Annotated in this window: 20 protein-coding genes; 11 read left to right on the top strand and 9 right to left on the bottom strand. The window is 71.4% G+C overall.

The genetic code is table 11. The annotated features are described in order from the left end of the window. The first annotated feature begins 35 nt into the window (after positions 1-35). Positions 36-1,196, top strand: coding sequence for a cystathionine gamma-synthase (locus OHS81_RS12685; protein ID WP_328384884.1), 1,161 nt, complete (start codon positions 36-38; stop codon positions 1,194-1,196). 43 nt (positions 1,197-1,239) lie between these two features. Here the strand turns inward: OHS81_RS12685 and OHS81_RS12680 are convergent, their stop codons facing one another. Further along, the gene (locus tag OHS81_RS12680) at positions 1,240-1,365 is read right to left on the bottom strand and encodes a hypothetical protein (protein ID WP_328384883.1); all 126 of its coding nucleotides are present in this window, start codon (positions 1,363-1,365) and stop codon (positions 1,240-1,242) included. Positions 1,366-1,706: 341 nt separating this feature from the next. Continuing rightward, complete coding sequence (locus OHS81_RS12670) at positions 1,707-2,207, bottom strand: MarR family winged helix-turn-helix transcriptional regulator (RefSeq protein WP_328384882.1); 501 nt, start codon at positions 2,205-2,207, stop codon at positions 1,707-1,709. A gap of 206 nt (positions 2,208-2,413) precedes the next feature. On the opposite strand from OHS81_RS12670, the gene ilvA reads away from it, so the two are divergent. The 3 genes from ilvA (at position 2,414) to OHS81_RS12655 (ending at position 6,054) form a co-directional block, all read left to right on the top strand. Then, positions 2,414-3,694 carry a threonine ammonia-lyase gene (ilvA, locus tag OHS81_RS12665; RefSeq protein WP_328384881.1) on the top strand — a complete coding sequence of 427 codons (1,281 nt, stop codon included), beginning with the start codon at positions 2,414-2,416 and terminating at the stop codon, positions 3,692-3,694. Between the two features lie 378 nt (positions 3,695-4,072). After that, positions 4,073-5,179 carry an ATP-binding cassette domain-containing protein gene (locus OHS81_RS12660; RefSeq protein WP_328384880.1) on the top strand — a complete coding sequence of 369 codons (1,107 nt, stop codon included), beginning with the start codon at positions 4,073-4,075 and terminating at the stop codon, positions 5,177-5,179. A gap of 5 nt (positions 5,180-5,184) precedes the next feature. Beyond that, positions 5,185-6,054, top strand: coding sequence for an ABC transporter permease (locus OHS81_RS12655; protein ID WP_328391109.1), 870 nt, complete (start codon positions 5,185-5,187; stop codon positions 6,052-6,054). A gap of 172 nt (positions 6,055-6,226) precedes the next feature. On the opposite strand, the gene greA is transcribed toward OHS81_RS12655, so the two are convergent. Both greA and OHS81_RS12645 read right to left on the bottom strand, forming a co-directional pair. After that, entirely contained in the window at positions 6,227-6,724 is a 498-nt protein-coding gene (gene greA, locus OHS81_RS12650; protein WP_328384879.1) for a transcription elongation factor GreA, read from the bottom strand. Between the two features lie 356 nt (positions 6,725-7,080). Further along, positions 7,081-7,491 carry a DUF4307 domain-containing protein gene (locus OHS81_RS12645; protein WP_328384878.1) on the bottom strand — a complete coding sequence of 137 codons (411 nt, stop codon included), beginning with the start codon at positions 7,489-7,491 and terminating at the stop codon, positions 7,081-7,083. A gap of 130 nt (positions 7,492-7,621) precedes the next feature. Here OHS81_RS12645 and mca point away from each other — a divergent pair, with 130 nt between their 5' ends. Next, the gene (gene mca / locus OHS81_RS12640) at positions 7,622-8,494 is read left to right on the top strand and encodes a mycothiol conjugate amidase Mca (protein WP_328384877.1); all 873 of its coding nucleotides are present in this window, start codon (positions 7,622-7,624) and stop codon (positions 8,492-8,494) included. 4 nt (positions 8,495-8,498) lie between these two features. Further along, a complete protein-coding gene (locus OHS81_RS12635; protein WP_088799665.1) occupies positions 8,499-8,750 on the top strand; it encodes a hypothetical protein in 252 nt (83 codons plus the stop codon). 148 nt (positions 8,751-8,898) lie between these two features. On the opposite strand, the gene OHS81_RS12630 is transcribed toward OHS81_RS12635, so the two are convergent. After that, positions 8,899-12,177, bottom strand: a complete 3,279-nt coding sequence (locus OHS81_RS12630) for a tetratricopeptide repeat protein (protein WP_328391107.1) — start codon at positions 12,175-12,177, stop codon at positions 8,899-8,901. Positions 12,178-12,332: 155 nt separating this feature from the next. Here OHS81_RS12630 and OHS81_RS12625 point away from each other — a divergent pair, with 155 nt between their 5' ends. The 4 genes from OHS81_RS12625 to OHS81_RS12610 all read left to right on the top strand — a co-directional run bounded on the left by OHS81_RS12625 (position 12,333) and on the right by OHS81_RS12610 (position 17,568). Continuing rightward, entirely contained in the window at positions 12,333-14,375 is a 2,043-nt protein-coding gene (locus OHS81_RS12625; RefSeq protein ID WP_328384876.1) for a thioredoxin domain-containing protein, read from the top strand. Between the two features lie 69 nt (positions 14,376-14,444). Further along, complete coding sequence (locus tag OHS81_RS12620; RefSeq protein ID WP_328384875.1) at positions 14,445-15,452, top strand: NADP-dependent oxidoreductase; 1,008 nt, start codon at positions 14,445-14,447, stop codon at positions 15,450-15,452. 74 nt (positions 15,453-15,526) lie between these two features. After that, a complete protein-coding gene (locus tag OHS81_RS12615) occupies positions 15,527-16,888 on the top strand; it encodes an amidase (protein ID WP_328384874.1) in 1,362 nt (453 codons plus the stop codon). Between the two features lie 95 nt (positions 16,889-16,983). Next, positions 16,984-17,568, top strand: a complete 585-nt coding sequence (locus tag OHS81_RS12610) for a MerR family transcriptional regulator (RefSeq protein WP_328384873.1) — start codon at positions 16,984-16,986, stop codon at positions 17,566-17,568. Here the strand turns inward: OHS81_RS12610 and OHS81_RS12605 are convergent. Together OHS81_RS12605 and trhA are read right to left on the bottom strand one after the other, a co-directional pair. Further along, entirely contained in the window at positions 17,558-18,190 is a 633-nt protein-coding gene (locus OHS81_RS12605) for a TetR/AcrR family transcriptional regulator (RefSeq protein ID WP_328384872.1), read from the bottom strand. The genes OHS81_RS12610 and OHS81_RS12605 overlap by 11 nt on opposite strands. A gap of 270 nt (positions 18,191-18,460) precedes the next feature. Further along, positions 18,461-19,177 carry a PAQR family membrane homeostasis protein TrhA gene (gene trhA, locus OHS81_RS12600; RefSeq protein ID WP_328384871.1) on the bottom strand — a complete coding sequence of 239 codons (717 nt, stop codon included), beginning with the start codon at positions 19,175-19,177 and terminating at the stop codon, positions 18,461-18,463. A gap of 238 nt (positions 19,178-19,415) precedes the next feature. Between trhA and OHS81_RS12595 the strand changes: the two genes are divergently transcribed. After that, positions 19,416-21,260, top strand: a complete 1,845-nt coding sequence (locus OHS81_RS12595) for a phosphoenolpyruvate carboxykinase (GTP) (RefSeq protein ID WP_328384870.1) — start codon at positions 19,416-19,418, stop codon at positions 21,258-21,260. 243 nt (positions 21,261-21,503) lie between these two features. On the opposite strand, the gene OHS81_RS12590 is transcribed toward OHS81_RS12595, so the two are convergent. Together OHS81_RS12590 and OHS81_RS12585 are read right to left on the bottom strand one after the other, a co-directional pair. Beyond that, a complete protein-coding gene (locus OHS81_RS12590) occupies positions 21,504-21,959 on the bottom strand; it encodes an SCO4983 family protein (RefSeq protein WP_328384869.1) in 456 nt (151 codons plus the stop codon). Between the two features lie 104 nt (positions 21,960-22,063). Further along, on the bottom strand, positions 22,064-23,275 hold the full coding sequence (locus tag OHS81_RS12585; protein WP_328384868.1) for a pyridoxal phosphate-dependent aminotransferase: 1,212 nt from the start codon (positions 23,273-23,275) through the stop codon (positions 22,064-22,066). Between the last annotated feature and the right edge of the window lie 63 nt (positions 23,276-23,338).

The following is a 23,338-nucleotide window of genomic DNA, read 5'->3' as shown; positions in this document are numbered from 1 at the left end:
AAGTAAGGTCGCGAGGCCGACTACCCTCGGTTGGCATGAGCGATCAGCGCGAACCACGCCACCAGCATTTTGAAACCGTTGCCATCCACGCAGGTCAGGAGCCCGACGAGGCGACCGGCGCGGTGGTACCGCCCATCTACCAGGTATCCACGTACAAGCAAGACGGCGTCGGCGGGCTCCGCGGCGGCTACGAGTACAGCCGCAGCGCCAACCCGACCCGTACCGCCCTGGAGGAGAACCTCGCGGCCCTCGACGGCGGCCGCCGCGGCCTCGCCTTCGCCTCCGGCCTCGCCGCCGAGGACTGCCTGCTGCGCACCCTGCTGAGCCCCGGCGACCACGTCGTCATCCCCAACGACGCCTACGGCGGGACATTCCGTCTCATCTCGAAGGTCGTCGAGCGCTGGGGTGTGGAATGGTCGGTGGCCGACACCTCCGACCCGAAGGCCGTACGCGATGCGCTGCGGCCCCGTACGAAGGCGATCTGGGTCGAGACGCCCAGCAACCCGCTGCTCGGCATCAGCGACATCACGGCGCTGGCCGGGGTCGCCCATGACGCCGGGGTCAAGCTGGTTGTCGACAACACCTTCGCCAGCCCCTACCTCCAGCAGCCGCTCGCCCTCGGCGCGGACGTGGTGGTCTACTCCACGACCAAGTACATGGGCGGGCATTCGGACGTGGTCGGCGGCGCCCTGGTCGTCAACGACGACGCCCTCGGCGAGGAACTGGCCTACCACCAGAACGCGATGGGCGCGGTCGCCGGACCGTTCGACGCCTGGCTCGTGATGCGCGGCATCAAGACGCTCGCCGTCCGTATGGACCGCCACAGCGCCAATGCGGCACGCATCGCGGACCTGCTGGCCTCGCACAACAAGGTCACCCGCGTCTACTACCCGGGGCTGGCCGAGCACCAGGGCCACGAGGTCGCCGCCAAGCAGATGCGGTCCTTCGGCGGCATGGTGTCGTTCCAGGTCGCGGGCGGTGAGCAGGCAGCGGTGGAGGTCTGCAACCGTGCCAAGCTGTTCACCCTCGGCGAGTCGCTGGGCGGTGTCGAGTCGCTGATCGAGCACCCGGGGCTGATGACGCACGCCTCGACGGCCGGGTCGCTGCTGGAGGTCCCCAACGACCTCGTGCGGCTCTCGGTCGGCATCGAGTCGGTCGACGACCTGCTGGCCGATCTCACGCAGGCGCTGGGCTGACGCAGGCGCTGGGCCGACGCTCCGGTCGCTCACCGCCGGTCGCTCACCACCCCTCCGCGGGAGGGGTGGTGCCGGCCGGCGGGGGCAGCCAGGCGTGATCCACGGCCGCGGCCGCCCAGACCAGCGCCGCCGGCACGAGCAGCGCGCACAGCCGGCCGAGGCGGCGCAACACCCTGCGGTGGGCCGGCAGGCGGCGGCCGCGGGCGGCGGTGCCGCCAGGCGGCGTGCGCGATGGGGGTACCGTCCTGCTCCTCAAGAGCTTGCGGGAAGGCGGCCATCTCCCGGCGGGTGCGCTCGTACGGGTCGTCGCCGCGCAGCCGGTCCCGGACGGCGTAGGTCCGCGCGAGTGCGCAGGTCAGCAACTCCTCCGCGGCCGGGGCGGGTCGGGAAGCGGGCTCGCCGGTCAGGCAGGCAGGAGGTCAGGACGCCGCAGCACGTCACGACTTCGCGTCACGACTTCACGTCACGCCGTCACGCCGTCACGCCAGGGATCTACCCCAGGACATCACGTCAGGACGTCGGGCCCACCGGCGTCAAGGACGCAGTGATGTCGGAGAGGGAGGCGTTGAAGCGCGTCAGGAGTGTGGTGAACGCCGTGCGCTCCTCCTCGGTCCAGTGCTCCGTCACCAGCGCCATCAGCGCGCGCCGGGACGTGCGGACCTCCTCCAGGCGGGCGAGGCCGCGCTCGGAGAGCTGAAGCACCACGGCCCGGCCGTCCTCCGGATGGGTGGCACGGCTGACCAGGCCGGAGTCGACCAGCGGGGCGACCTGCCGGGTGACCGTCGAGGAGTCGATGCCCATACCGGCGGCCAGGGCCTTCACGCCCATCGGGCCCTCCTGGTCGAGGCGGTTGAGCAGCAGATAAGCGGCGCGGTCCATGGAATTGCGCGCCTGCCCGACGCCGCCGAGCCGGCTCTGTTCTGCGCGGCGGGCGAAGACGGCCACTTGGTGCTGCAGCGCGTCGAGGAGAGCGGGGTCGGTGTGGGTCGTCATGTCCGAAGAGGTGGGCATGGCCGGGAGCTCGCTTCGATGGAAGTGCGTATGGATGGGAGGACAGCGTACGCGGACCCGGCGTGAGGCGTCCCTGGGCTGTCCATTCCGATAACGCCCCGTAACCCCGGGCGGCCGTACGGGGCAGTGCCGCACGTTTCGCCACGCGCCTGATCGCCATTCGGGCAGAAAACGCTCCACGGAGGGCGAACTGCAAGACTGGCGATATGGCTGACCACACGCCGCGTACGCCGCGTACGCCGCACGGAACCTCCGCCTCCGCGCACCCTGCCGAGGATCCGGTCGCCGCGTTGACGGTCGATGACGTACGCGAGGCGCACAAGATGCTCTCGGGTGTCTCCCGGGCCACCGCGATGGAGGGCAGCCGCTATCTGTCCGGGCTGGTCGGCGCGCCCGTCCACCTCAAGTGCGAGAACCTTCAGCGCACCGGCTCCTTCAAGATCCGTGGCGCCTACGTACGGATCGCCGGGCTCTCGGCGCGGGAGCGGGCGGCCGGTGTGGTGGCCGCCAGCGCCGGCAACCATGCACAGGGCGTGGCGCTCGCGGCGTCGTTGCTGGGGGTGCGGTCGACGGTGTTCATGCCGGTCGGCGCCCCGTTGCCGAAGGTGGCCGCCACCCGCGAATACGGCGCCGAGGTACGGCTGCACGGCCAGGTCGTGGACGACACGCTGGCCGCCGCCCAGGAGTATGCGCGCGAGACCGGCGCGGTCTTCATCCACCCCTTCGACCACCCCGACATCATCGCCGGTCAGGGCACCGTCGGCCTGGAGATCCTGGAACAGTGCCCCGAGGTGCGGACCATCGTCGTCGGGGTCGGCGGCGGCGGTCTCGCCGCGGGGGTCGCGCTCGCGGTCAAGGCGCTGCGGCCCGATGTGAAGGTCGTCGGGGTGCAGGCGGCGGGGGCGGCCTGCTATCCACCGTCGCTGGCGGCCGGGCGCCCGGTGGCGATCGAGGGACTTTCGACGATGGCGGACGGCATCAAGGTGGGGCGGCCCGGCGAGGTGACCTTCGGGATGGTCGCGGCGCTGGTGGACGAGGTCCGTACGGTCACCGAAGGCCAGCTCTCCAGCGCGCTGCTGCTGTGCCTGGAGCGGGCGAAGCTGGTGGTGGAACCGGCCGGGGCGAGTCCGGTGGCGGCGCTGCTCGCCGATCCGGAGTCCTTCCAGGGGCCGGTGGTCGCGGTGCTGTCCGGCGGCAATGTCGACCCGCTGCTGATGCAGCGCATCCTGCGGCACGGTATGGCGGCCGGCGGGCGCTACCTCTCGCTGCGGCTTCGGCTGACGGACCGGCCGGGGGCGCTGGCGACCCTGCTCGGGGTGCTGTCCCAGGCCGATGCGAATGTGCTCGACGTCGGCCATGTGCGGACGGATCCCCGGCTCGGGCTGACCGAGGTCGAGGTGGAGCTGCATCTGGAGACACAGGGGCCGGCGCACTGCGACGAGCTGCGCACGGCGCTGCACCGGGCGGGGTACGTCATCGCGGAGTAGTGGCGGCACGGGCCCGCAGCGGCAGTACGGGCTCGCGGTGCGGCGGAGTGCGTACGGGCTCGCGGTGCGGCGGAGTGCGCAGATGCCGCACGAGGCACCGGGATACCGCAAAAGGGATCGTCGCAAGGGGATAGGGCGCGGGGGTCCCGTGGGTATAGCGTGGCGCCCCCACACGCGCCGACGAACGTCTGTTCCCCTTCCGTTCGTGCGCGGAAAATCGAAATTTGTATCGCGATGTATCGCGTTTGGTTGTACCGTCGTGGTTACGGGGTGCCGGGCAGTCGTGGCGTTCCGTCGCGGACAAATGCCATAGAGCAGGCATAGGCCGCCAATCGTAATATTCGACCTGGAACTGACCCAAGCCATGGGAGAGCCCATATGCCAGGCGCCATTTACGCCGAAGGTCTGGTGAAGACGTTCGGCGACGTGAGGGCACTGGACGGCGTCGATCTCGACGTTCCCGAAGGAACCGTCCTCGGAATGCTCGGCCCCAACGGTGCCGGCAAGACCACTGCCGTACGTGTCCTGACGACCCTGCTCCGGCCCGACCGCGGCAAGGCGGTGGTCGCCGGGATCGACGTCCTCGCGCAGCCCGACGAGGTGCGGCGCTCGATAGGCCTGTCCGGTCAGTTCGCCGCTGTGGACGAGTACTTGACCGGCCGCGAGAACCTGACAATGGTCGGCCAGCTCTACCAGATGAGCGGACGTGACGCGAAGCGCCGGGCCGCTGAACTGCTGGAACGCTTCCATCTCGGTGACGCCGCCGACCGCACCGCCAAGACCTACTCCGGCGGTATGCGCCGCCGCCTCGACCTGGCCGCCGCACTGGTCGTCAGCCCGCCCGTGATGTTCATGGACGAGCCGACCACCGGCCTGGACCCCCGTAACCGCCAAGCGCTGTGGGACGTCATCCAGGAACTGGTCGCGGGCGGCACGACCCTGCTGCTCACCACGCAGTATCTGGAGGAGGCCGACCGACTCGCCCACGACATCTGCGTCGTGGACCACGGCAAGGTCATCGCCCGCGGTACCTCCGACCAGCTCAAGGCGCGTACCGGCGGCGAGCGTGTCGAGGTCGTGGTGCACGCCCCCGAACACCTCACCGTCGCCGACGAGGTCCTGCGCGGCTTCGGCAAGGGCGAGGGCACGGTCGAACCGCACACCCGCAAGCTCACCATCCCCGTGACGGGCGGCGCCAAGCTGCTCGCCGAGGTCATCCGCGAACTGGATGCGCGCGGGGTGGAGATCGACGACATCGGGCTGCGCCGTCCGACCCTCGACGATGTGTTCATCTCGCTGACCGGGCACACCGCGGAGGCGGCGGAGGAGAACGGCGCGGGCGGCAAGGGCTCCGTGGGGCGGCAGAAGAAGGGCGCCAAGGGCGGCAAGGGCGCCGGGGCGGCCGGTCCGGGCGAGGCGGGGCCGGCGGCCCGGGTGGCCGAGGCGGACGCGGGCGTGCCGGCCGGCAAGGAGGGCGTGAAGTGAGCACGATGACCGAAGCGGCCGGCGACGCCCGTATCCGTACCCCGCAGCCGCGCGGCGGCTTCAGCCGGTCGGTACGCGACTCCCTGGTCGTCGCCAAGCGCAATCTGATCCGGATGATCCGGATCCCCGAAGTAGTGATCTTCGGCCTCATTCAGCCGATCATGTTCGTGGTGCTGTTCACCTACGTCTTCGGCGGTTCCATCAACGTCCCCGGCGCCCCGCCGGGCGACGCCCAGGCCTACCACGAGTTCCTGATGGCCGGGATCTTCGCGCAGACCGTCACCTTCGCCACGGCGGGTGCCGGCGCGGGGATCGCGGATGACATGCACAAGGGCCTGATCGACCGGTTCCGGTCGCTGCCGATGTCGCGCGGTGCGGTGCTCACCGGCCGTACCCTCGCCGACCTCGTGCAGACCGCGCTGACGCTGGTGGTGCTGGCGGTCGTCGCGCTGCTGATCGGCTGGCGTTCCCACGAGAACATCGTCGAGGTGCTGGCCGGCTTCGCACTGCTGCTCCTGCTCGGCTACGCCTTCTCCTGGATCGGGGCGCTCATCGGGCTGACGGTGCGGACGCCCGAGGCGGCCACCTCGGGCGGGCTGATCTGGCTCTTCCCGCTGACCTTCATCTCGAACGCGTTCGTACCGGTCGACGGCATGCCGGCGTTCCTGCAGCACGTCGCGGAGTGGAACCCGTTCAGTGCGACGGTGGCCGCCGCCCGGCAGCTGTTCGGCAACACCATCGACAAGGCGCCCACGTCGGTGACCGGGGCCTGGCCGATGGACCACCCGGTGCTGGCCTCGGTGATCTGGTCCGTCCTGATCATCGCGGTCTTCCGGACGCTGGCCGTCCGCAAATACCGGTCGGCCACGGCCTGAGGGGTGCCGTTGAGCGGTACGGCCCGGCCGGCCACGGCCGGAGCGGTTGTGGCCTGACGGGTTACGCCCGAGGGGTTACGGCCCGAGCGGCTTGGTGCCGCAGACAGGGCAAGCGGCCCGGAGCATCCATGCTGCTCCGGGCCGCTTCGCCGTCTCGGGGGTGTCTCGGGCGTCAGCCGGTGTACGGCTTCGCGTCGAGGATCTTCACGGTCGCCTTCTTGCCGTTGGGGAGCTCATACTCCGCCGCGGCGCCGACCTTCTTGCCGTTCACGCCGGTGCCCAGCGGCGACTGGGGGGAGTAGGTCTCGATGTCCGAGCTCGCGTACTCCCGGGAGGCCAGAAGGAACGACAGCGTGTCGTCCGGGTCCCCGTCGAACGCGATGGTGACGACCATGCCGGGAGCGACGACGCCGGTGGCGGCAGGCGCTTCGCCGACCTTGGCGGTCTGCAGCAGCTGGGTGAGCTGGCGGACACGCAGTTCCTGCTTGCCCTGCTCTTCCTTGGCCGCGTGGTACCCGGCGTTCTCCTTCAGGTCACCTTCCTCGCGGGCCGCCGCGATCTTCTCGGTGATCTCGGCGCGTGCGGGACCAGACAGGTGCTCCAGCTCTGCCTTGAGCTGGTCATACGCCTCCTGGGTAAGCCAGGTGACGTTTTCGCTGGTCTGGGTCACAGGTGCTCCTCGTCGGTACTGGGGATAAATCAAACGCCCTACCAGGAAGGTTTGCGCCTTCACAGGTGGGCGAAACCACGAGCCTAACAATTCCGGCACAAAACGGGGAAGAGGAAAATTCACAGCGGCCGCACAGGGATGCATCATCCCTGATCAGAGGCGGTGACGACACGCCCTGCGGGTGGGCGGGGTGCGGAGTGCGGTCAGCGGCGGGCGGGGCGGGGTGTCAGCCGTGCCCGAGGCCGCGCAGGTGAGCCGTCGCCCAGAGGCCGGGGGCAGCCGTGGTCCCGAGGCCGAGGCGGTCAGCCGTTGCCGGGAGGCCGGGGCGGTCAGCCGTTGCCGGGAGGCCGGGGCGGTCAGCCGTTGCCCGAGGCCGTGCAGCCGACGAGGACGGCATTGGTGGCCCGCTTCGTCGTCCGCACCGTGACCTCGGTGTCCACCTGGGCCGAGCGCTGGTCGACGGTGACGTCCTTGCGTCCGACCTCGGAGCCGTCCTCGGCCTGCGAGCGGAGCGTGCACACGCCCTTGTCGTCCGTGTCCTTGACGACCTCGAGATGGACCTTGACGGCGTGATCGGAGACCGCGTCCCAGGTGATCACGCGAGCGCTGAGCTCCTGCCCCGAGATGTACGAGATGCCGCACCAGCCGATCACACCCAGCAGGACGGCACCGAGCACCGCCCCAATGATCTTGAGGTTACGGTCCGCACGCGCATCCGCGGAGCGGCCGTAGCGTCCGTCGGGGAGCCCTTCGCGCACCGCGGTCATGATCCATCCTCCTGGTCGGGGGACCTGAGCCACGAACCCCCGGGGGGTCCCCGCCCCAGGGAATACAGCGCCCCCTCGCTTCGGTCACTATAGGAGGCATCTTCTCCGGCCCTTTACTGAGGATCGAGTCTTGACTGAGCAGCTGCGATTGATGGCGGTCCACGCCCACCCCGACGACGAGTCGAGCAAGGGTGCGGCCACGATGGCCAAGTACGTGTCCGAGGGGGTGGACGTGCTGGTCGCCACCTGCACAGGCGGTGAGCGAGGTTCCATCCTCAACCCCAAACTCCAGGGAGACCCGTACATCGAGGAGCACATCCACGAAGTACGGAAGAAGGAAATGGACGAGGCCCGGGAGATCCTGGGCGTCAAGCAGGAGTGGCTCGGCTTTGTCGACTCCGGGCTGCCCGAGGGCGACCCGCTGCCGCCGCTGCCCGACGGCTGCTTCGCGCTGCAGGACGTCGACGAGGCGGCCGGGCGGCTGGTCAAGCTGATCCGGGAGTTCAAGCCGCAGGTCATCACGACCTACGACGAGAACGGCGGCTATCCGCACCCGGACCACATCATGACCCACAAGATCACGATGGTGGCCTTCGAGGCGGCCGGCGACCCGGAGAAGTACCCCGAGGCCGGCGAGCCCTGGCAGCCCCAGAAGCTCTACTACAACCAGGGCTTCAACAAGCCCCGCACCATCGCGCTGCACGAGGCGCTGCTGGAGCGCGGCATGGATTCGCCCTACGGCGAGTGGCTGGAGCGCTGGAAGCAGTTCGAGCAGCGCGAGCGCACGCTGACCACGTACGTCCCGTGCGCCGACTTCTTCGAGATCCGTGACAAGGCGCTGATCGCCCACGCCACCCAGATCGACCCCGACGGCGGTTGGTTCCGGGTGCCGATGGACATCCAGCGCGAGGTCTGGCCGACGGAAGAGTACGAGCTCGCGAAGTCGCGGGTGGACACTTCCCTCCCCGAGGACGACCTCTTCGCGGGCATCCGCCACAATTGAGTCCATGATGAGCGCGACAAGCACCCTCGCCCTGACGCACTTCGTCACCCTTGCCGACACCTTCGACAAGGACAAAGTGACTCCCGGCGTCCTCGGCTTCATCGTCTTCGCGGTCATCGGCGGCGCCGTGTGGCTGCTGATGAAGTCCATGAACAAGCAGATGAAGAAGGTGGACTTCGAGGAGCAGCCGGAGGACGGTGAGGCGGGCAGCACCGCCTCCGCCGCCACGCCGGCACCCAAGCCGAAGACCAGCTGAGGCCGGCGAAGACCAGCTGAGGAACGGCCGGGGGCGGGCCGCTGGTCCCTGAAGACCGGGTGGCGGTCGAGGGCCGGCCGATGGACACGGCCGGCTGACCGGCCCGGCGGCTCGTCGGCCCGAGTGGCCGGCGAGCCGGGGCCGATCGTCACTCCGTGCCGGTCCGGGCGACCGGCACCCCCATGACCTCGCGCGCATGGCGGTTGGGCACCATGCCGAGCCGCCATGCCTGCCACCCCGTCTCCGGCTCCACCCCGCGGTCCAGCAGCAGCGCGAACGCCTCCGCGCAGTCCTCCAGCTTGGAATCGCGGGCCGCGTGCTTCTCACGGATCAGCTGCGCCAGCTCCTCCTGGGCGACGGCCGCGCCCACCACGCTGCCACCCGGCGAGGCGAGCGGCAGCAGCGTGCAGCGCAGGAACCGTGCCCAGTCCTCACCGCGCCGGTCGCCGTAGCCCGCGAACAGGCCCGCCGCCTCGTCGGCAAGCTCCAGCGCCTGCCCGGCCCGGCCGTTGCCGGCGTCGATGATCAGCAGCTCCAGGCAGGACCACGCCTCCCCGTGCGGCACCCCTATCCGCTGGAAGTCCTTACGGGCGTCCTGCAGCAGCTGCCGGGCGAAGCCGCTGTTGCGCAGCGAGCCGGTCTGCTCCGCCCGCAGATCGCGGGTGACCCGCCCCGAGTGATGCCGGGCGCAGGCCAGGCCGTAGCCGTCCTGCATCCGGCTGAACATCGTCCGCGACCGCTCCAGCTGCCGCAGCGCCGCGTCGTGCTCACCGCGCTCCTCCAGCGCCTGGCCCAGGTAGTACATCGTCCAGGCCTCGCCACGTGCGTCCTCGTGCTGGTGGTGCAGCGGCAGAGCCTGCCGGAGCTGGTCCACCGCGGGGCCCGGCTCGCCGTCCACCAGCCGGGCGCGCGCCAGCTGCGTCATCGCCCAGGCCTCGCCGCGCTCGTCGTGCGTACGGCCGTAGAGCCCCAGCGCCGCCTGCAGCGCACTCTCCGCCGCCGGTACGTCGCCCCTGCGCAGATGCACCTGGCCGAGCTGGAAGTGGGCCCATGCCTGGCCGTGGATGCTCTCGCTCTCCTCGTGCAGCTCCAGTGCCTCCCGCAGCATGGCGAGGGCGTCGGCGAGCTGGGCACGGTCCCGCTCCACCGCCGCCAGGGCGTGCAGCGTCCAGGCCCGGTCGCCGTGCATATCCGCGCCGGACTGCAGCTGAAGCGCCTCACGGAGCTTGGCCGCGGCCTCCGCGAGATTGCCCTGCTGCTGAAGCGTGATGCCCAGATCGCGCAGCGCACGGGCGGCGCCGGCCGGATGCTGGGCCTCGAAGTACAGATCGACCACCGACGACAGCGTGGTCCGCGCCTTGTCCAGCTCGCCGAGCTGCCGGGCCGCCACACCCGTACGCCACTGCACCGAGCGGACCAGCAGCCCCTGCCCCACGGCCCGGGTCAGCTCGCTCAGCTCGCCGAGCCGGTAGAGATCCCCGCGCAGCAGGCAGTAGTCGGCCAGGGCGCCCAGCAGATGCGAGACCGCCGCCTGGTCCACGCCCTGATCGGCGTGGCGCAGTGCGGCCGTGATGAAGCTGGTCTCGTCGTCCAGCCACTGCAGGGCCGCGTCCAGGGAGGTGAAGCCGTGCGAGCCGAAGCGGTCGGCGCGGGTGGAGGTCCGGCCGTCGACCAGCCGGATGACCGAGTCGGCCAGCTCCGCATAGCCGCGGATCAGCCGTTCCTGGGCCGCGCCGCGCTCGCCCGGCTCCTCCTCGTCCATCAGCCGGTCGTGGGCGAAGCGGTGCACCAGGGCGTGCAGGCGGTAGCGCCGGCCCCGCACATGCTCGATCAGCCCGGCCCGGGCCAGCGTCGTCAGTTCCCGCTCGGCCTCCGCCTGCTCGACGCCGAGCAGCGCCGCCGAGGCCGCCGCCCCCAGGCTCGCCCGGCCCACCAGCGCCAGCCGGCGCAGCAGCCGCCGGGCGGTCTCCGACTGGTCGGCGTAGCGCAGCCACAACGCACGCTCCACGGGTGGTTCCGGGCCGTAGGCCGCCAGATCCGTGGCCAGTGCGGTGGCGGTGCGCGAGTCCAGTGCGGAGCCCGCCACCCGCAGCGCCAGGGGGAGGCCCGCGCACAGTTCGGAGATCTCGTCGAGGGCCTGTGCGTCGTAGGGGCCGGTCTCGTCCGGGGCGTCGTCGCCGGCCGTGGCGGAGGCGCGCAGCAGCTCTTCGGTGCCCGCGGCGTCCAGTGCGCCCACCGGCAGGTGGTGCACCCAGGCCTCGATGTCCTCGGGCAGCTCCAGCGGCGCACGGGAGGTGACCAGCACCAGGCTGTCGGACCGCTCCGGCACCAGGGTGCGCACCTGTTCGGGATCCGCGGCGTCGTCCAGCAGCACCGTCACCGGAAGGCCCGTCAGATGCTGGTGGTAGAGATCGGTGAGCCGCTTGACGTGCTGTTCCTGGGACGGGCGCTCGCGGAACAGCAGTTGCTCGCGGGGCGCGCCCAGCCGGTTGAGCAGATGCAGCAGCGCGTCCCGGGTCGGCAGCGGCACCTCACCAGGGGTATCGCTGCGCAGGTCCACCACACAGGCGCCGCGGAACTGATCGCGCAGCTGATGTGCGGCCCGCACCGCCAGCGCCGTACGCCCCGAGCCCGGCTCGCCGTGGAGTATCACCACCGTCGGCTTGGTCTCCGTGCTCGCGCGGGCCGCGTGCACCCACTGCGCGATCTGCGTCAGCTCCGCCCGCCGCCCGGCGAACGGGCCGTCCGGATGCGGAAGTTGGGAGAAGGAGTGCTCCAGCAGGGACCGCTGCCGGGCCGCGGCGCTGCGGTCCGCACCGCGCAGCTGTGGTCCGCGGCCGCTCTTCGAGGCGACGGGCTTGGCGGCCGTACCGCCGCGGGCGGCCGCCGTCAGCATCCGCTGCTGATCCAGGAACGGCCGGATGCCGCGTACCTCCAGCGCCGTCAGCCACTGCAGCCGCAGCTGCTGCGCACCGCCGGGCCGGTCGCGCATCCCGGCCTCCCGGTGCGCCGCCGGCCAGTGGCCCGCGGTCAGCTTCAGGACCGTGGCGGCCGCGCCCGCCACCACCACGGCGGCCCCCACGCCCAGCGCCGGCCCCGCGCCCGTGCCGTACACGAGGTCCGTACCGAACGCCGCCACCGCCGCCACGGCCGTCGCCACCGCCGGGGTGCCCAGCTCCTTGCGCGACAGCCGCCGGGACAGCGACGGCCGGCCGGCGGCGGCCTCGTCCAGCGCCTTGACATACGCGGTGTACTCCTCGGCGGCGCTGCCCGCCAGATCCTCCAGCGCCGCCCGCGCCCGGCCGAGCAGGGTGTCCCCGTCGAGCCGTCCGCCCGAGCGCCGTACCTCCTCCTCGACCGCCCTGGTCAACAGCGCTTCCGCTTCCGCCCGGTGGCCGTCGCGCAGCACAGCCAGTAAGCCCGGCATGCCATCCCCCTCCAGCAGTTCCAGCAGTTCCAGCAGTGTCCAGCGGTGATCGTCGCCGTACGCACAGTGTTCCGCGTCCGCGTGATTTCCGGCAGGCCTGTGGATAACTCCCTCCGCTCCCGGCTCCCCGTGCCTCATTGGGAGAGGATGGCCCCATGCCGAACCGCCTGGCTCAAGAGACTTCCCCCTATCTGCTCCAGCACGCCGACAACCCGGTCGACTGGTGGCCGTGGTCGGCCGACGCGTTCGAGGAAGCGCGGCGGCGCGGTGTGCCGGTCCTGCTCAGCGTCGGCTACAGCTCGTGCCACTGGTGCCACGTAATGGCTCACGAAAGTTTCGAGGACCCGGCCACCGCGGACCTGCTCAACGAGCACTTCGTGGCCGTCAAGGTGGACCGCGAGGAGCGTCCCGACGTCGACGCCGTCTACATGGAGGCCGTGCAGGCCGCCACCGGCCAGGGCGGCTGGCCCATGACCGTCTTCCTCACCCCGGACGCCGAGCCCTTCTACTTCGGTACGTACTTCCCGCCCGAGCCCCGCCATGGCATGCCGTCCTTCGGGCAGATCCTGGAGGGGGTGCGCAGCGCCTGGACCGACCGGCGCGGCGAGGTCGGCGAGGTCGCCGGGCGGATCGTCGCCGATCTGGCCGGCCGGTCGCTGACCGACTCGCTGCCCGCGGAGCGGCGGCCCCCGCGGCCGGAGGAGCTGCACGGCGCCCTGATGGGCCTGACCCGCGAATTCGACGCGGTGCAGGGCGGGTTCGGGGGTGCGCCCAAGTTCCCGCCGTCCATGGTGCTGGAGTTCCTGCTCCGCCACCACGCCCGCACCGGCTCCGAAGGAGCCCTGGAAATGGTGCAGGCGACCTGTGCGGCGATGGCCCGCGGTGGCATCTACGACCAGCTCGGCGGCGGTTTCGCGCGCTATGCGGTGGACGCCGCCTGGACCGTGCCGCACTTCGAGAAGATGCTCTACGACAACGCCCTGCTGTGCCGGACCTACGCCCATCTGTGGCGGTCCACCGGCTCGGACGTGGCGCGCCGCATCGCGGTCGAGACCGCCGACTTCATGGTCCGTGAACTCCGCACCGAACAGGGCGGTTTCGCCTCCGCGCTGGACGCGGACAGCGACGACGGCTCGGGCACCGGCAGGCACGTCGAGGGCGCCTACTACGTCTGGACGCCCGAGCAGCTGCGCGCCGTACTGGGCGAGGAGGACGCGGAGTTCGCCGCCGACCGTTTCGGCGTCACCGAGGAAGGCACCTTCGAGGAGGGCGCCTCGGTCCTCCAGCTCCCGGACGCCGACGGACCGGTGGACGCCGACCGGGTGGCCTCGGTCAAGCAGCGGCTGCTCGCGGCGCGCGAGGAGCGGCCGCGCCCCGGCCGGGACGACAAGGTCGTCGCCTCCTGGAACGGGCTGGCCATCGCCGCGCTCGCCGAGACCGGCGCCTACTTCGACCGGCCGGACCTGATCCAGGCCGCCACCGACGCCGCCGACCTGCTGGTACGCGTCCACATGGACTGGCAGGCCCGGCTGCACCGCACCTCCCGCGACGGCGCGCCCGGCGCCAACTCCGGCGTCCTGGAGGACTACGCCGATGTCGCGGAGGGCTTCCTCACCCTGGCCTCCGTCACCGGGGAGGGCGTCTGGGTGGAGTTCGCGGGCTTCTTCCTGGACACCGTGCTGCTCCAGTTCACCACCGAGGACGGCGCGCTCTACGACACCGCGGCCGACGCCGAGGCCCTGATCCGCCGCCCCCAGGACCCGACCGACAATGCGACGCCCTCCGGGTGGACCGCGGCGGCCGGTGCCCTGCTGTCGTATGCCGCACTGACCGGCAGCGACCTCCACCGGAGCGCCGCGGAGCGGGCCCTGGGCATCGTCACCGCGCTCGGCGGCCGGGCCCCGCGCTTCATCGGATGGGGGCTGGCCGTCGCCGAGGCCGCGCTGGACGGTCCGCGCGAGGTCGCCGTCGTCGGCCCGCAGGGCGATCCGGCCACCGTCGCGCTGCACCGCGCCGCGCTGCTCGGCACCGCCCCGGGGGCGGCCGTCGCGCTGGGCGAACCCGGGGTGGACGAGGTGCCGCTCCTCCAGGGCCGCCCCCTGGTCGACGGCAAACCGGCCGCCTACGTCTGCCGTCATTTCACCTGCGAGCGGCCGACGACGGATCCGCAGGAGCTGGCGGAACGGCTCGGGGGGTAGCGGCCCGGAAGTCCTGGGCCCAGCGACCGGTTTGACCTTGACGCGCGCGTCAGGTTCTAGCCTCGGGGCATGACTCCTCGAACGCACCGTGAAGTCCGCCTGGCCGCCCGCCCGCAGGGGCCCGTCACCGACGATCTCTTCGAGATCGTGGAGGTGCCGGTCCCGGAACCCGGGCCCGGCCAGGTGCTGGTCCGCAACACCGTGATGGGTGTCGCCGCTGTGATGCGCACGCTGATGGACGAGACCAGCGTGGTGCCGATGCCCCCCTACAAGATCGGCGAACCGCTGTACGGGTCCGCCGTCGGCGAAGTGGTCGCCGCCCCGGGGACCGGCCTCAAGCCCGGCGACCTGGTGGAACACCAGCTCGGCTGGCGGGAGTACGCCGTGCTGGATGCCGAGCAGGTGCAGCCGCTCGACCCCGGCCTGCTGTCCGACCCGGCCGCCTGCCTCTCCCAGGGCCCCACCGCCTGGATGGGCGTGGTGCACGGCGCCGAAGTACGCCCCGGCGACACCGTCTTCGTCACCGGGGCGGCGGGCGGGGTGGGCACCCTGGCGGGCCAGGTCGCCCGGCTGCGCGGCGCCGCCCGGATCATCGGCAGTACGGGATCGCAGGAGAAGGCGGACCGGCTGATCAAGGAATTCGGGTATGACGCGGTGGTCATCCGCGGTGCGGGCCCGATCGCGGACCAACTGCGCACGGCCGCCCCGGAAGGCATCGACGCGGTCTTCGACAACGTCGGCGGCGAACAGCTGCAGGCCGCCCTCGCCCTCGCCAACCGGGGCGCCCGGATCGCCATCGTCGGGGCGCTCTCCAGCCAGCTCGGCGGGGAGGGCAATCCCACCACCGTCGAGATCGACCCCCTCTCGCTGCTCTCCCGCAGCATCACCCTGCGCGGCGTCGCCCTGTACGACCACTTGGACCTGATCCCGGAGTGGAACCAGCGGTTCGGCGAGGGGCTGCGCGACGGCACCTTCACCTTCCCGCACGCCCGGCTGCGGGGGATCGAACAGGCGCCGCGGGCACTGCGCGAGCTGACCGAGGGGCGTCATCTGGGCGCGGTGATCGTGGAGTTGTGAGGTCGCGGCGCCAGGCCGTCGTGCGGCGGGGCGATTGCCCCGCCGTTGTCAGTGCCCGGTTGTAGCCTGCACGCGTGACGACCTTGCTCGGGCAGCGATCCCTTGTCCAGGAGGCCGCGGCGCTACGGGCCGGCACGGACGACCCCGTCGACGCGGCGAAGCGTTCGTGTGACCGTATCGACGCCATCGATCCGCAGGTGCGGGCCTTCGTGCCCGAGGCCGGGCGGCGTACGCGGCTCCTGGAGACGGCGCGCCGGAAGGCGGCGGCCGGCCCCCGCCCGGCCGATGGCCGGCCCCTCCTGTACGGCGTTCCCGTAGGCATCAAGGACATCGTGCACGCCGACGGGCTGCCCACCCGCGCGGGCTCGGAGCTGCCGCCCGAGGTGCTCGCCGGCCCGCAGGCCACGGTCGTCGGCCGGCTGTGTGCCGCCGGCGCGCTGATCGCGGGCAAGACGGTCACCGCGGAGTTCGCGGTGACCGCCCCGGGGCCGACCCGCAATCCGCACAACCCGGCGCATACGCCCGGCGGTTCGAGCAGCGGCTCCGCGGCGGCGGTCGCCGCCGGGATGGTGCCGCTGGCCATCGGGACGCAGACCGTCGGCTCGGTGATCCGGCCCGCCGCCTACTGCGGAGTGGTCGGCTTCAAGCCGAGCTACGGGCGCATACCGGTCGACGGGGTGATCCCCAACGCCGCGAGTTTTGACACCCTCGGCTGCTACGCCACGGATGTGGCCGGTGTCGCGCTGGCGGCGTCGGTGCTGGTCGACGGCTGGCGGGCGCGGGACGGTGCGGGCCGGACACAGCTCCCGGTACTGGGCGTGCCGGCCGGTCCCTACCTGGAGCGCGCCGACGACGAGGCGCTGCGCGCCTTCGCGGAGCAGCGCCGGCTGCTGCGGGCCGCCGGGTACGTGGTCCACGAGGTGCCGGTGATGGACGACTTCGAGCAGATCGTGGACCAGCTGTTCACGATGAACCGCTACGAGGTCGCCCGGGCCCACGCCGACTGGTTCGCACGCTTCGGCGACCGCTACCGGCCGGAGACCACCTCGGCCATCCGGCAGGGACACACCATCGGGGAGGCCGCCTACGAAGCCGCCCGGGAACGGCGTCAGGCCTTCCGCGCCCGGCTCGCGGCGGACCGCGCCGCGGCGGGCATCGATCTGTGGATCGCCCCGTCGGCCACCGGCCCCGCGCCCGCCGGCCTCACCACCACGGGCAGCTCGATCATGTGCCTGCCCTGGAGCAACGCCGGGCTGCCGTCCGTCAGCGTGCCCGCCGGCCGCGCCGCCGACGGGCTGCCGCTCGGGCTCCAACTCGTCGGCGGATGCGGCGCGGACGAAGACCTGCTGCACGGGGCGGCGGGGATCGAGCGCGTACTGAACGCCGCGGGCCCCCGACGCGAGGACGGCAGGCCGGACCCGGCGCAGCGGGGCTGACCACGCCGGAGGGGAGAGCGCGCCGGGGGGCGGCTGACCGGCCGGAGAGGGGATGAACGTGCCGGAGGGCTGAACGCGCCGGAGAGGGAGGGCAGATGCGTATCGGGGACGCGGCGGTGGCCGCCGGTATGACACCGCGGGCGCTGCGCTACTACGAGCAGCAGGGGCTGGTGACGGCCCGGAGGACCCCGTCAGGTCACCGGGTGTACGACGCGGAGGACATCCGCCGGCTGAGGGCGGTGCGCGCGCTGCGGGACGCGGGGCTGACGGTCGGTGACGTGCGGGCGTTCGCGCATCTGCTGCACACGATGCCGGCCGACGACATACCGGATCTCATTCCCCGGGCCCCGGGCTCCGGCAGCTGTCCGGCCATGGAAGCGGTCGCCCGGCGCCGGCTCGCCGACCTGGACGCCCGTATCGAGCGGCTGTCGCAACTACGGGCACGACTCGCGGCACGCCTGGGCGAACCGGTGGCCGGGCCGACGGAAACGGGGGAGCCGACGGAAACGGGGGAGCCGGGGGAGCGGGGAAAGCAGGCCGGACCGGGGCAGCAGGCAGGGCCGGGGCAGCGGGGGAAGCCGGCCGGGCCGGGCACCACGGTCCGCGCCGGGGCGGACAGCGGCCCGATCTTCCGGCTGGACGCCGCGCCGCCCCCGGGCGCCGCCGCCCTCAGAGCGTGAGCCCCCGCTCCAGTACGTCCAGGGCACGGTGGACCGACGCCTCGGGATCGGTGGTCCGGCTGCTCTCGCCCCAGTGCAGCAGCGCCTCCTGGAGCGCGGCCAGGATCACGTCGCTGATCACCCGCAGCTCCAGGTCGTCGGCCGGGCGGCCGGAACGCTCCGCCAGCACGACGGTGAGCATCGCGGCGTCCCGTGCGGTGTGCTCCGCCGTACGGCCCCGGACGGCGGGCACCTCACGGATCAGCCGGAGGCGCTGGACGAGCTCGCCACGCTGCTCGGCGGCCATCGCGCGCAGTGCCTCGATGCTGACCTGCCGCACCGACTCGATCACCGGCTCGTCCGCGGGACGGGCCCGGATCCCGTTCTCCAGTACGGCGTCGTACTCGTCCGTGAGCACGATGTCTTCCTTGGCGGGGAAGTAGCGGAAGACCGTGCTCGGGGAGACGTCCGCGGCCGCGGCGATCTGCTCGACGGGGGTCGCGTCGTACCCCTGTTCCTCGAAGAGCCGGTAGGCGGCCCGCCGGATTGCCTGCCGGGTCTGGATCTTCTTCCGCTCCCGCCGGCCGGGCTGCGGTGTCCCGGTCGGCGGGGTGGCAGAGGTGCGTACGGCCATGCGCAGCATTGTCGGGCATCGGGCCGCCCGGAGGCCACGGCCCGCCATCCTGCGCGGAGCAAGCGCCGCGCGGGCCCCGAGGAATCACCGGGCAATCACCGAGCAAGCTTTGGGCAATCACCGGGCAATGACCGGGCAAGCACTGGGCAAGGCCGGGCAACGGCTGAGCGACCGGGAAGGCCCGGTGTCAGTGGGGCATGTCACGCTGTGGATGTGAAGGATTACGCTCGGGAATCGCGGGGGCGGGGCGGCGGCTCGGGGCCGCGGGGTGCCGCCGCCTCAGGCGTGCGAATAGGCCACCAGGGAGATGCCGACGTAGTGCACGACGAACGCCGCCAGGGTGAAGGAGTGGAAGACCTCGTGGAAGCCGAACCACCGCGGTGAGGGGTTGGGGCGCTTGATCCCGTAGATCACGCCGCCGGCGCTGTAGAGCAGCCCGCCGACGATGACCAGTACCAGCACGGCGACACCGCCGGTGCGCAGGAAGTCGGGCAGGAAGAAGACGGCGGCCCAGCCCATGGCGATGTAGCAGGGGGTGTAGAGCCAGCGTGGAGCGCCGACCCAGAAGACCCGGAAGATGATCCCGGCCAGTGCGGCCGCCCAGACCGCCCAGAGCAGCGCCTGCCCGCGGGATCCGGGCATGAGCAGCATCGTCAGGGGCGTATAGGTGCCCGCGATGATCAGGAAGATGTTGGCGTGGTCGAGCCGGCGCAGCACGCCGTCGGCCCGCGGCCCCCAATTGCCCCGGTGGTAAAGGGCGCTGACCCCGAAGAGCAGGCAGGCGGTCATGGTGTAGACGGCGCAGGCCAGGCGGCCACGGGGGCTGTCGGCGAGGGCGGTCAGTATGACCCCGGAGAGGAGGACGGCGGGGAACATTCCGGCATGCAGCCAGCCGCGCAGTTTGGGTTTCAGGGGCGCGGCCGCGGCGGCGACCGCCGCGATCGCGGGCGGCGCGGAGGGGGGTTGGCTCTCGGCGGCGTCGGGCGCGGAAGTCATGGCGCAATGCTACCTACGCGACCGTAAGTTACCGATTCGTGGCGGAGTGGTGACGGTCACCAAAGTGCCCTCTGGACAGAACTCCCTCCGGGTCGGATGATCAAATGAGTGCGGTCGGCACCGGATGAGCGGTCACGAAGCATCCGGGTCGCAGCCCCCAAGGGGCAGGCAAACAAAAGAAGCGGATTTCCCCGCAAAGCGGGCATAGATCCGTCCATACCCTCATCTAGGAGCGATCGTGGCGCGCGACAACGCGGCTCCCTCTGCCCATCCGACCCGTCACCAGGACCTCATCTCCTGGGTCGACGAGATCGCAGCGCTCACCCAGCCCGACCGGGTCGTCTGGTGTGACGGCTCGGAGGCGGAGTACGAGCGTCTGTGCGAGGAGCTCGTCGACAAGGGCACGTTCAAGAAGCTCGACCCGATCAAGCGCCCCAACTCGTACTACGCCGCCTCCGACCCCTCGGACGTGGCGCGCGTCGAGGACCGCACCTTCATCTGCTCCGAGAAGGAGGCGGACGCCGGCCCGACCAACCACTGGAAGGCCCCCGCCGAGATGCGGGCCATCTTTGCCGGTGGAGACAGCAGCTTCGCCGGTGAGCAGGGCATCTTCCGCGGCTCGATGAAGGGCCGGACGATGTACGTCGTCCCGTTCTGCATGGGCCCGCTCGGCTCGCCGCTCTCCGCGATCGGGGTGGAGATCACCGACTCCGCCTACGTCGCGGTCTCGATGCGCACCATGACGCGCATGGGGCAGCCGGTGCTCGACGAGCTCGGCGAGGACGGCTTCTTCGTCAAGGCCGTGCACACCCTCGGCGCCCCGCTGGCCGAGGGCGAGGCCGACGTGCCGTGGCCGTGCAACTCCACCAAGTACATCTCGCACTTCCCCGAGGACCGCGAGATCTGGTCCTACGGCTCGGGCTACGGCGGCAACGCCCTGCTCGGCAAGAAGTGTTACGCGCTGCGGATCGCCTCCGTCATGGCGCGTGACGAGGGCTGGCTCGCCGAGCACATGCTGATCCTCAAACTCACCCCGCCGCAGGGCGAGCCCAAGTACGTCGCGGCCGCCTTCCCGTCCGCCTGCGGCAAGACCAACCTCGCGATGCTGGAGCCCACGATCTCCGGCTGGACGGTCGAGACCATCGGCGACGACATCGCCTGGATGCGCTTCGGCGAGGACGGCCGCCTCTACGCCATCAACCCCGAGGCCGGATTCTTCGGTGTCGCGCCCGGCACCGGCGAGCACACCAATGCCAACGCCATGAAGACGATGTGGGGCAACTCCGTCTTCACCAACGTCGCGCTCACCGACGACGGCGACGTCTGGTGGGAGGGCATGACGGAGGAGAAGCCCGCCCACCTGACCGACTGGAAGGGCAACGACTGGACCCCGGAGTCCGAGACCCCGGCGGCCCACCCCAATGCCCGTTTCACCGTCCCGGCCGGCCAGTGCCCGATCATTGCGCCCGAGTGGGAAGACCCCAAGGGCGTGCCGATCTCGGCGATCCTCTTCGGCGGCCGCCGCGCCAGCGCCGTGCCGCTGGTGACCGAGTCGCTGACCTGGCAGCACGGCGTCTTCCTCGGCGCCAACGTCGCCAGCGAGAAGACCGCGGCGGCCGAGGGCAAGGTCGGCGAGCTGCGCCGCGACCCGTTCGCCATGCTGCCGTTCTGCGGTTACAACATGGGCGACTACATGGGCCATTGGGTCAAGGTCGGTGCTGACAAGGACCAGTCCAAGCTGCCGAAGATCTACTACGTCAACTGGTTCCGCAAGGACGACAAGGGCCGCTTCGTCTGGCCCGGCTTCGGCGAGAACAGCCGGGTGCTCAAGTGGATCGTCGAGCGCCTGGAGGGCAAGGCCGAGGGCGTCGAGACGCCCATCGGTGTGCTGCCCACGAAGGACGCGCTGGACACCGACGGCCTGGACCTCGATGACGCCGACCTCGACTTCCTGCTCACCGTCGACAAGGACGTGTGGCGCGAGGAGGCGGCGCTGATTCCCGAGCACCTGAACACCTTCGGTGACCACACGCCGAAGGAGCTGTGGGACGAGTACCGCGCACTGGTCCAGCGGCTCGGCTAGCCGCCGCATCAGCCGTCGCACCACGCCCGGCCGGGGCCCCGCACGTCGCGTGCGGGGCCCCGGCCCGTTGGGCGTTCACAAAGGCCGCCCGGATGGGCCGGTGGAGTGACGCCGGGGCCCGCGGCAGGGAGCCGGGGCGGCCGAAGAGGCGCCGGCCCGTCCGTCCCGCGCGCGGCCCCGCCCGTCTCGCCCGCGGCTCGGGCCGTGGCCGGGCCGTGGTTCAGGCCATGGTCGGGCCGCAGCTCAGGCCGTGGCGAGATCCCGGTCGCGACGCGGTGCGGCGTGTGCCTCCATCCGCTCCGCGGCCAGGGCCATCGCCGCGGCGTCACCGCGGGAGGTGGCGACCGCCAGGGCATTCCCGGCGAGGGTGTGGGCGCGCTGCCGCAGGGCCTCGGTCCGGGACGGGCTGCCGCCGTCGGAGGGTTCGGCGCGCAGCGGGTAGTGGCCGCCACTCAGCCGCGCGACCTGCTCGGCGATGCGCTCGGCGGCGGCGGCGAGTGCGGCGCCGTCCGGCGTGGCCCCGTGGGCCGCGCCGCCGTCCGCCCGTGTCGCCAGGGCGTGCAGTTCGTCGGTGACGGTGAGCAGCGCGGTCAGCTGTCCGGCGAGCCGGATGTCCAGCTCCTCCTCGCGGGAGCGGTGCGGGACCTCCGGGGCGGCGGCCATGGTGTGGACCGACTTGGTGCGGATCGGTTCGTACATGGGACGGCCTCCTGAAAGCGTCTAGGAGACCATCCTAGCTTAGACGGTGTCTAAAGTTGTGATCCGTATCGATTCATGGGGAGCCGTAGAGAAGTCGCTCCGGCTCAGCACTGTCCGTAACCGTCGAGGAAGGAGCCGATCCGGGTGACGGCATCCGTCAGATCGTCCTTGCTGGGCAGGGTGACCAGGCGGAAGTGATCCGGCTCCGGCCAGTTGAAGCCGGTGCCGTGCACGATCATGATCTTCTCGGCGCGCAGCAGGTCGAGCACCATCTGCCGGTCGTCCTTGACCTTGTAGACCTTGGGGTCCAGACGCGGGAAGGCGTACAGCGCGCCCTTCGGCTTGACGCAGCTGACGCCGGGGATCTGCGTCAGCAGCTCGTGCGCCGTATCGCGCTGCTCCAGCAGCCGGCCACCGGGCAGTACCAGTTCGTTGATCGACTGACGGCCGCCGAGGGCCGTGGCGACCGCGTGCTGGGCCGGCATATTGGCGCACAGCCGCATATTGGCGAGGATCGTCAGCCCCTCGATGTACGAGGCGGCGTGCGCCTTCGGGCCGCAGACCGCCATCCAGCCGCTGCGGTAGCCCGCCACCCGGTACGACTTCGACAGCCCGTTGAAGGTCAGGGTCAGCAGGTCGGGGGCGAGTGAGGCGAAAGGAGTGTGGGTGACGCCGTCGTAGAGGATCTTGTCGTAGATCTCGTCGGCGCAGACGATCAGGTTGTGCCGGCGGGCAATCTCCGCGATGCCTCGCAGCAGCTCATCGTCGTACACCGCACCCGTGGGGTTGTTGGGGTTGATGACGACGATGGCCTTGGTGCGGTCGGTGACCTTGCGCTCGATGTCGGCGAGGTCCGGCATCCAGTCGGCCTGCTCGTCACAGCGGTAGTGCACAGCCGTACCGCCGGAGAGGGACACGGACGCCGTCCACAGCGGGTAGTCCGGGGCCGGGACCAGCACCTCGTCGCCGTCGTCGAGCAGTGCCTGCATCGACATCTGGATGAGCTCGGAGACGCCGTTGCCGAGGTAGATGTCGTCGACCGAGAGCTCGATGCCCTTGGTCTGGTAGTGCTGCATCACCGCGCGGCGGGCGGAGAGCAGGCCCTTCGCGTCGCCGTAGCCGTGTGCCGTACCGACCGAGCGGAGGATGTCCTCCAGGATCTCGGGCGGGCACTCGAAGCCGAACGCTGCCGGGTTGCCGGTGTTGAGCTTGAGGATGCGGTGACCCGCCGCCTCCAGCCGCATGGCCTCCTCGAGCACCGGGCCACGGATTTCGTAGCAGACGTTGGCGAGCTTCGTTGACTGGATCACCTGCATGTCCGCCACCATACGGCTGCGTAACGACCCCTGCCCGGTGTTCTTCCCCACGTTGGTCAGCGG

Source organism: Streptomyces sp. NBC_00400, from assembly GCF_036048035.1.
Taxonomy (GTDB): domain Bacteria; phylum Actinomycetota; class Actinomycetes; order Streptomycetales; family Streptomycetaceae; genus Streptomyces.
Note: the sequence above shows the minus strand (reverse complement) of the source record. Positions and strands in the feature narration are given on the sequence as shown.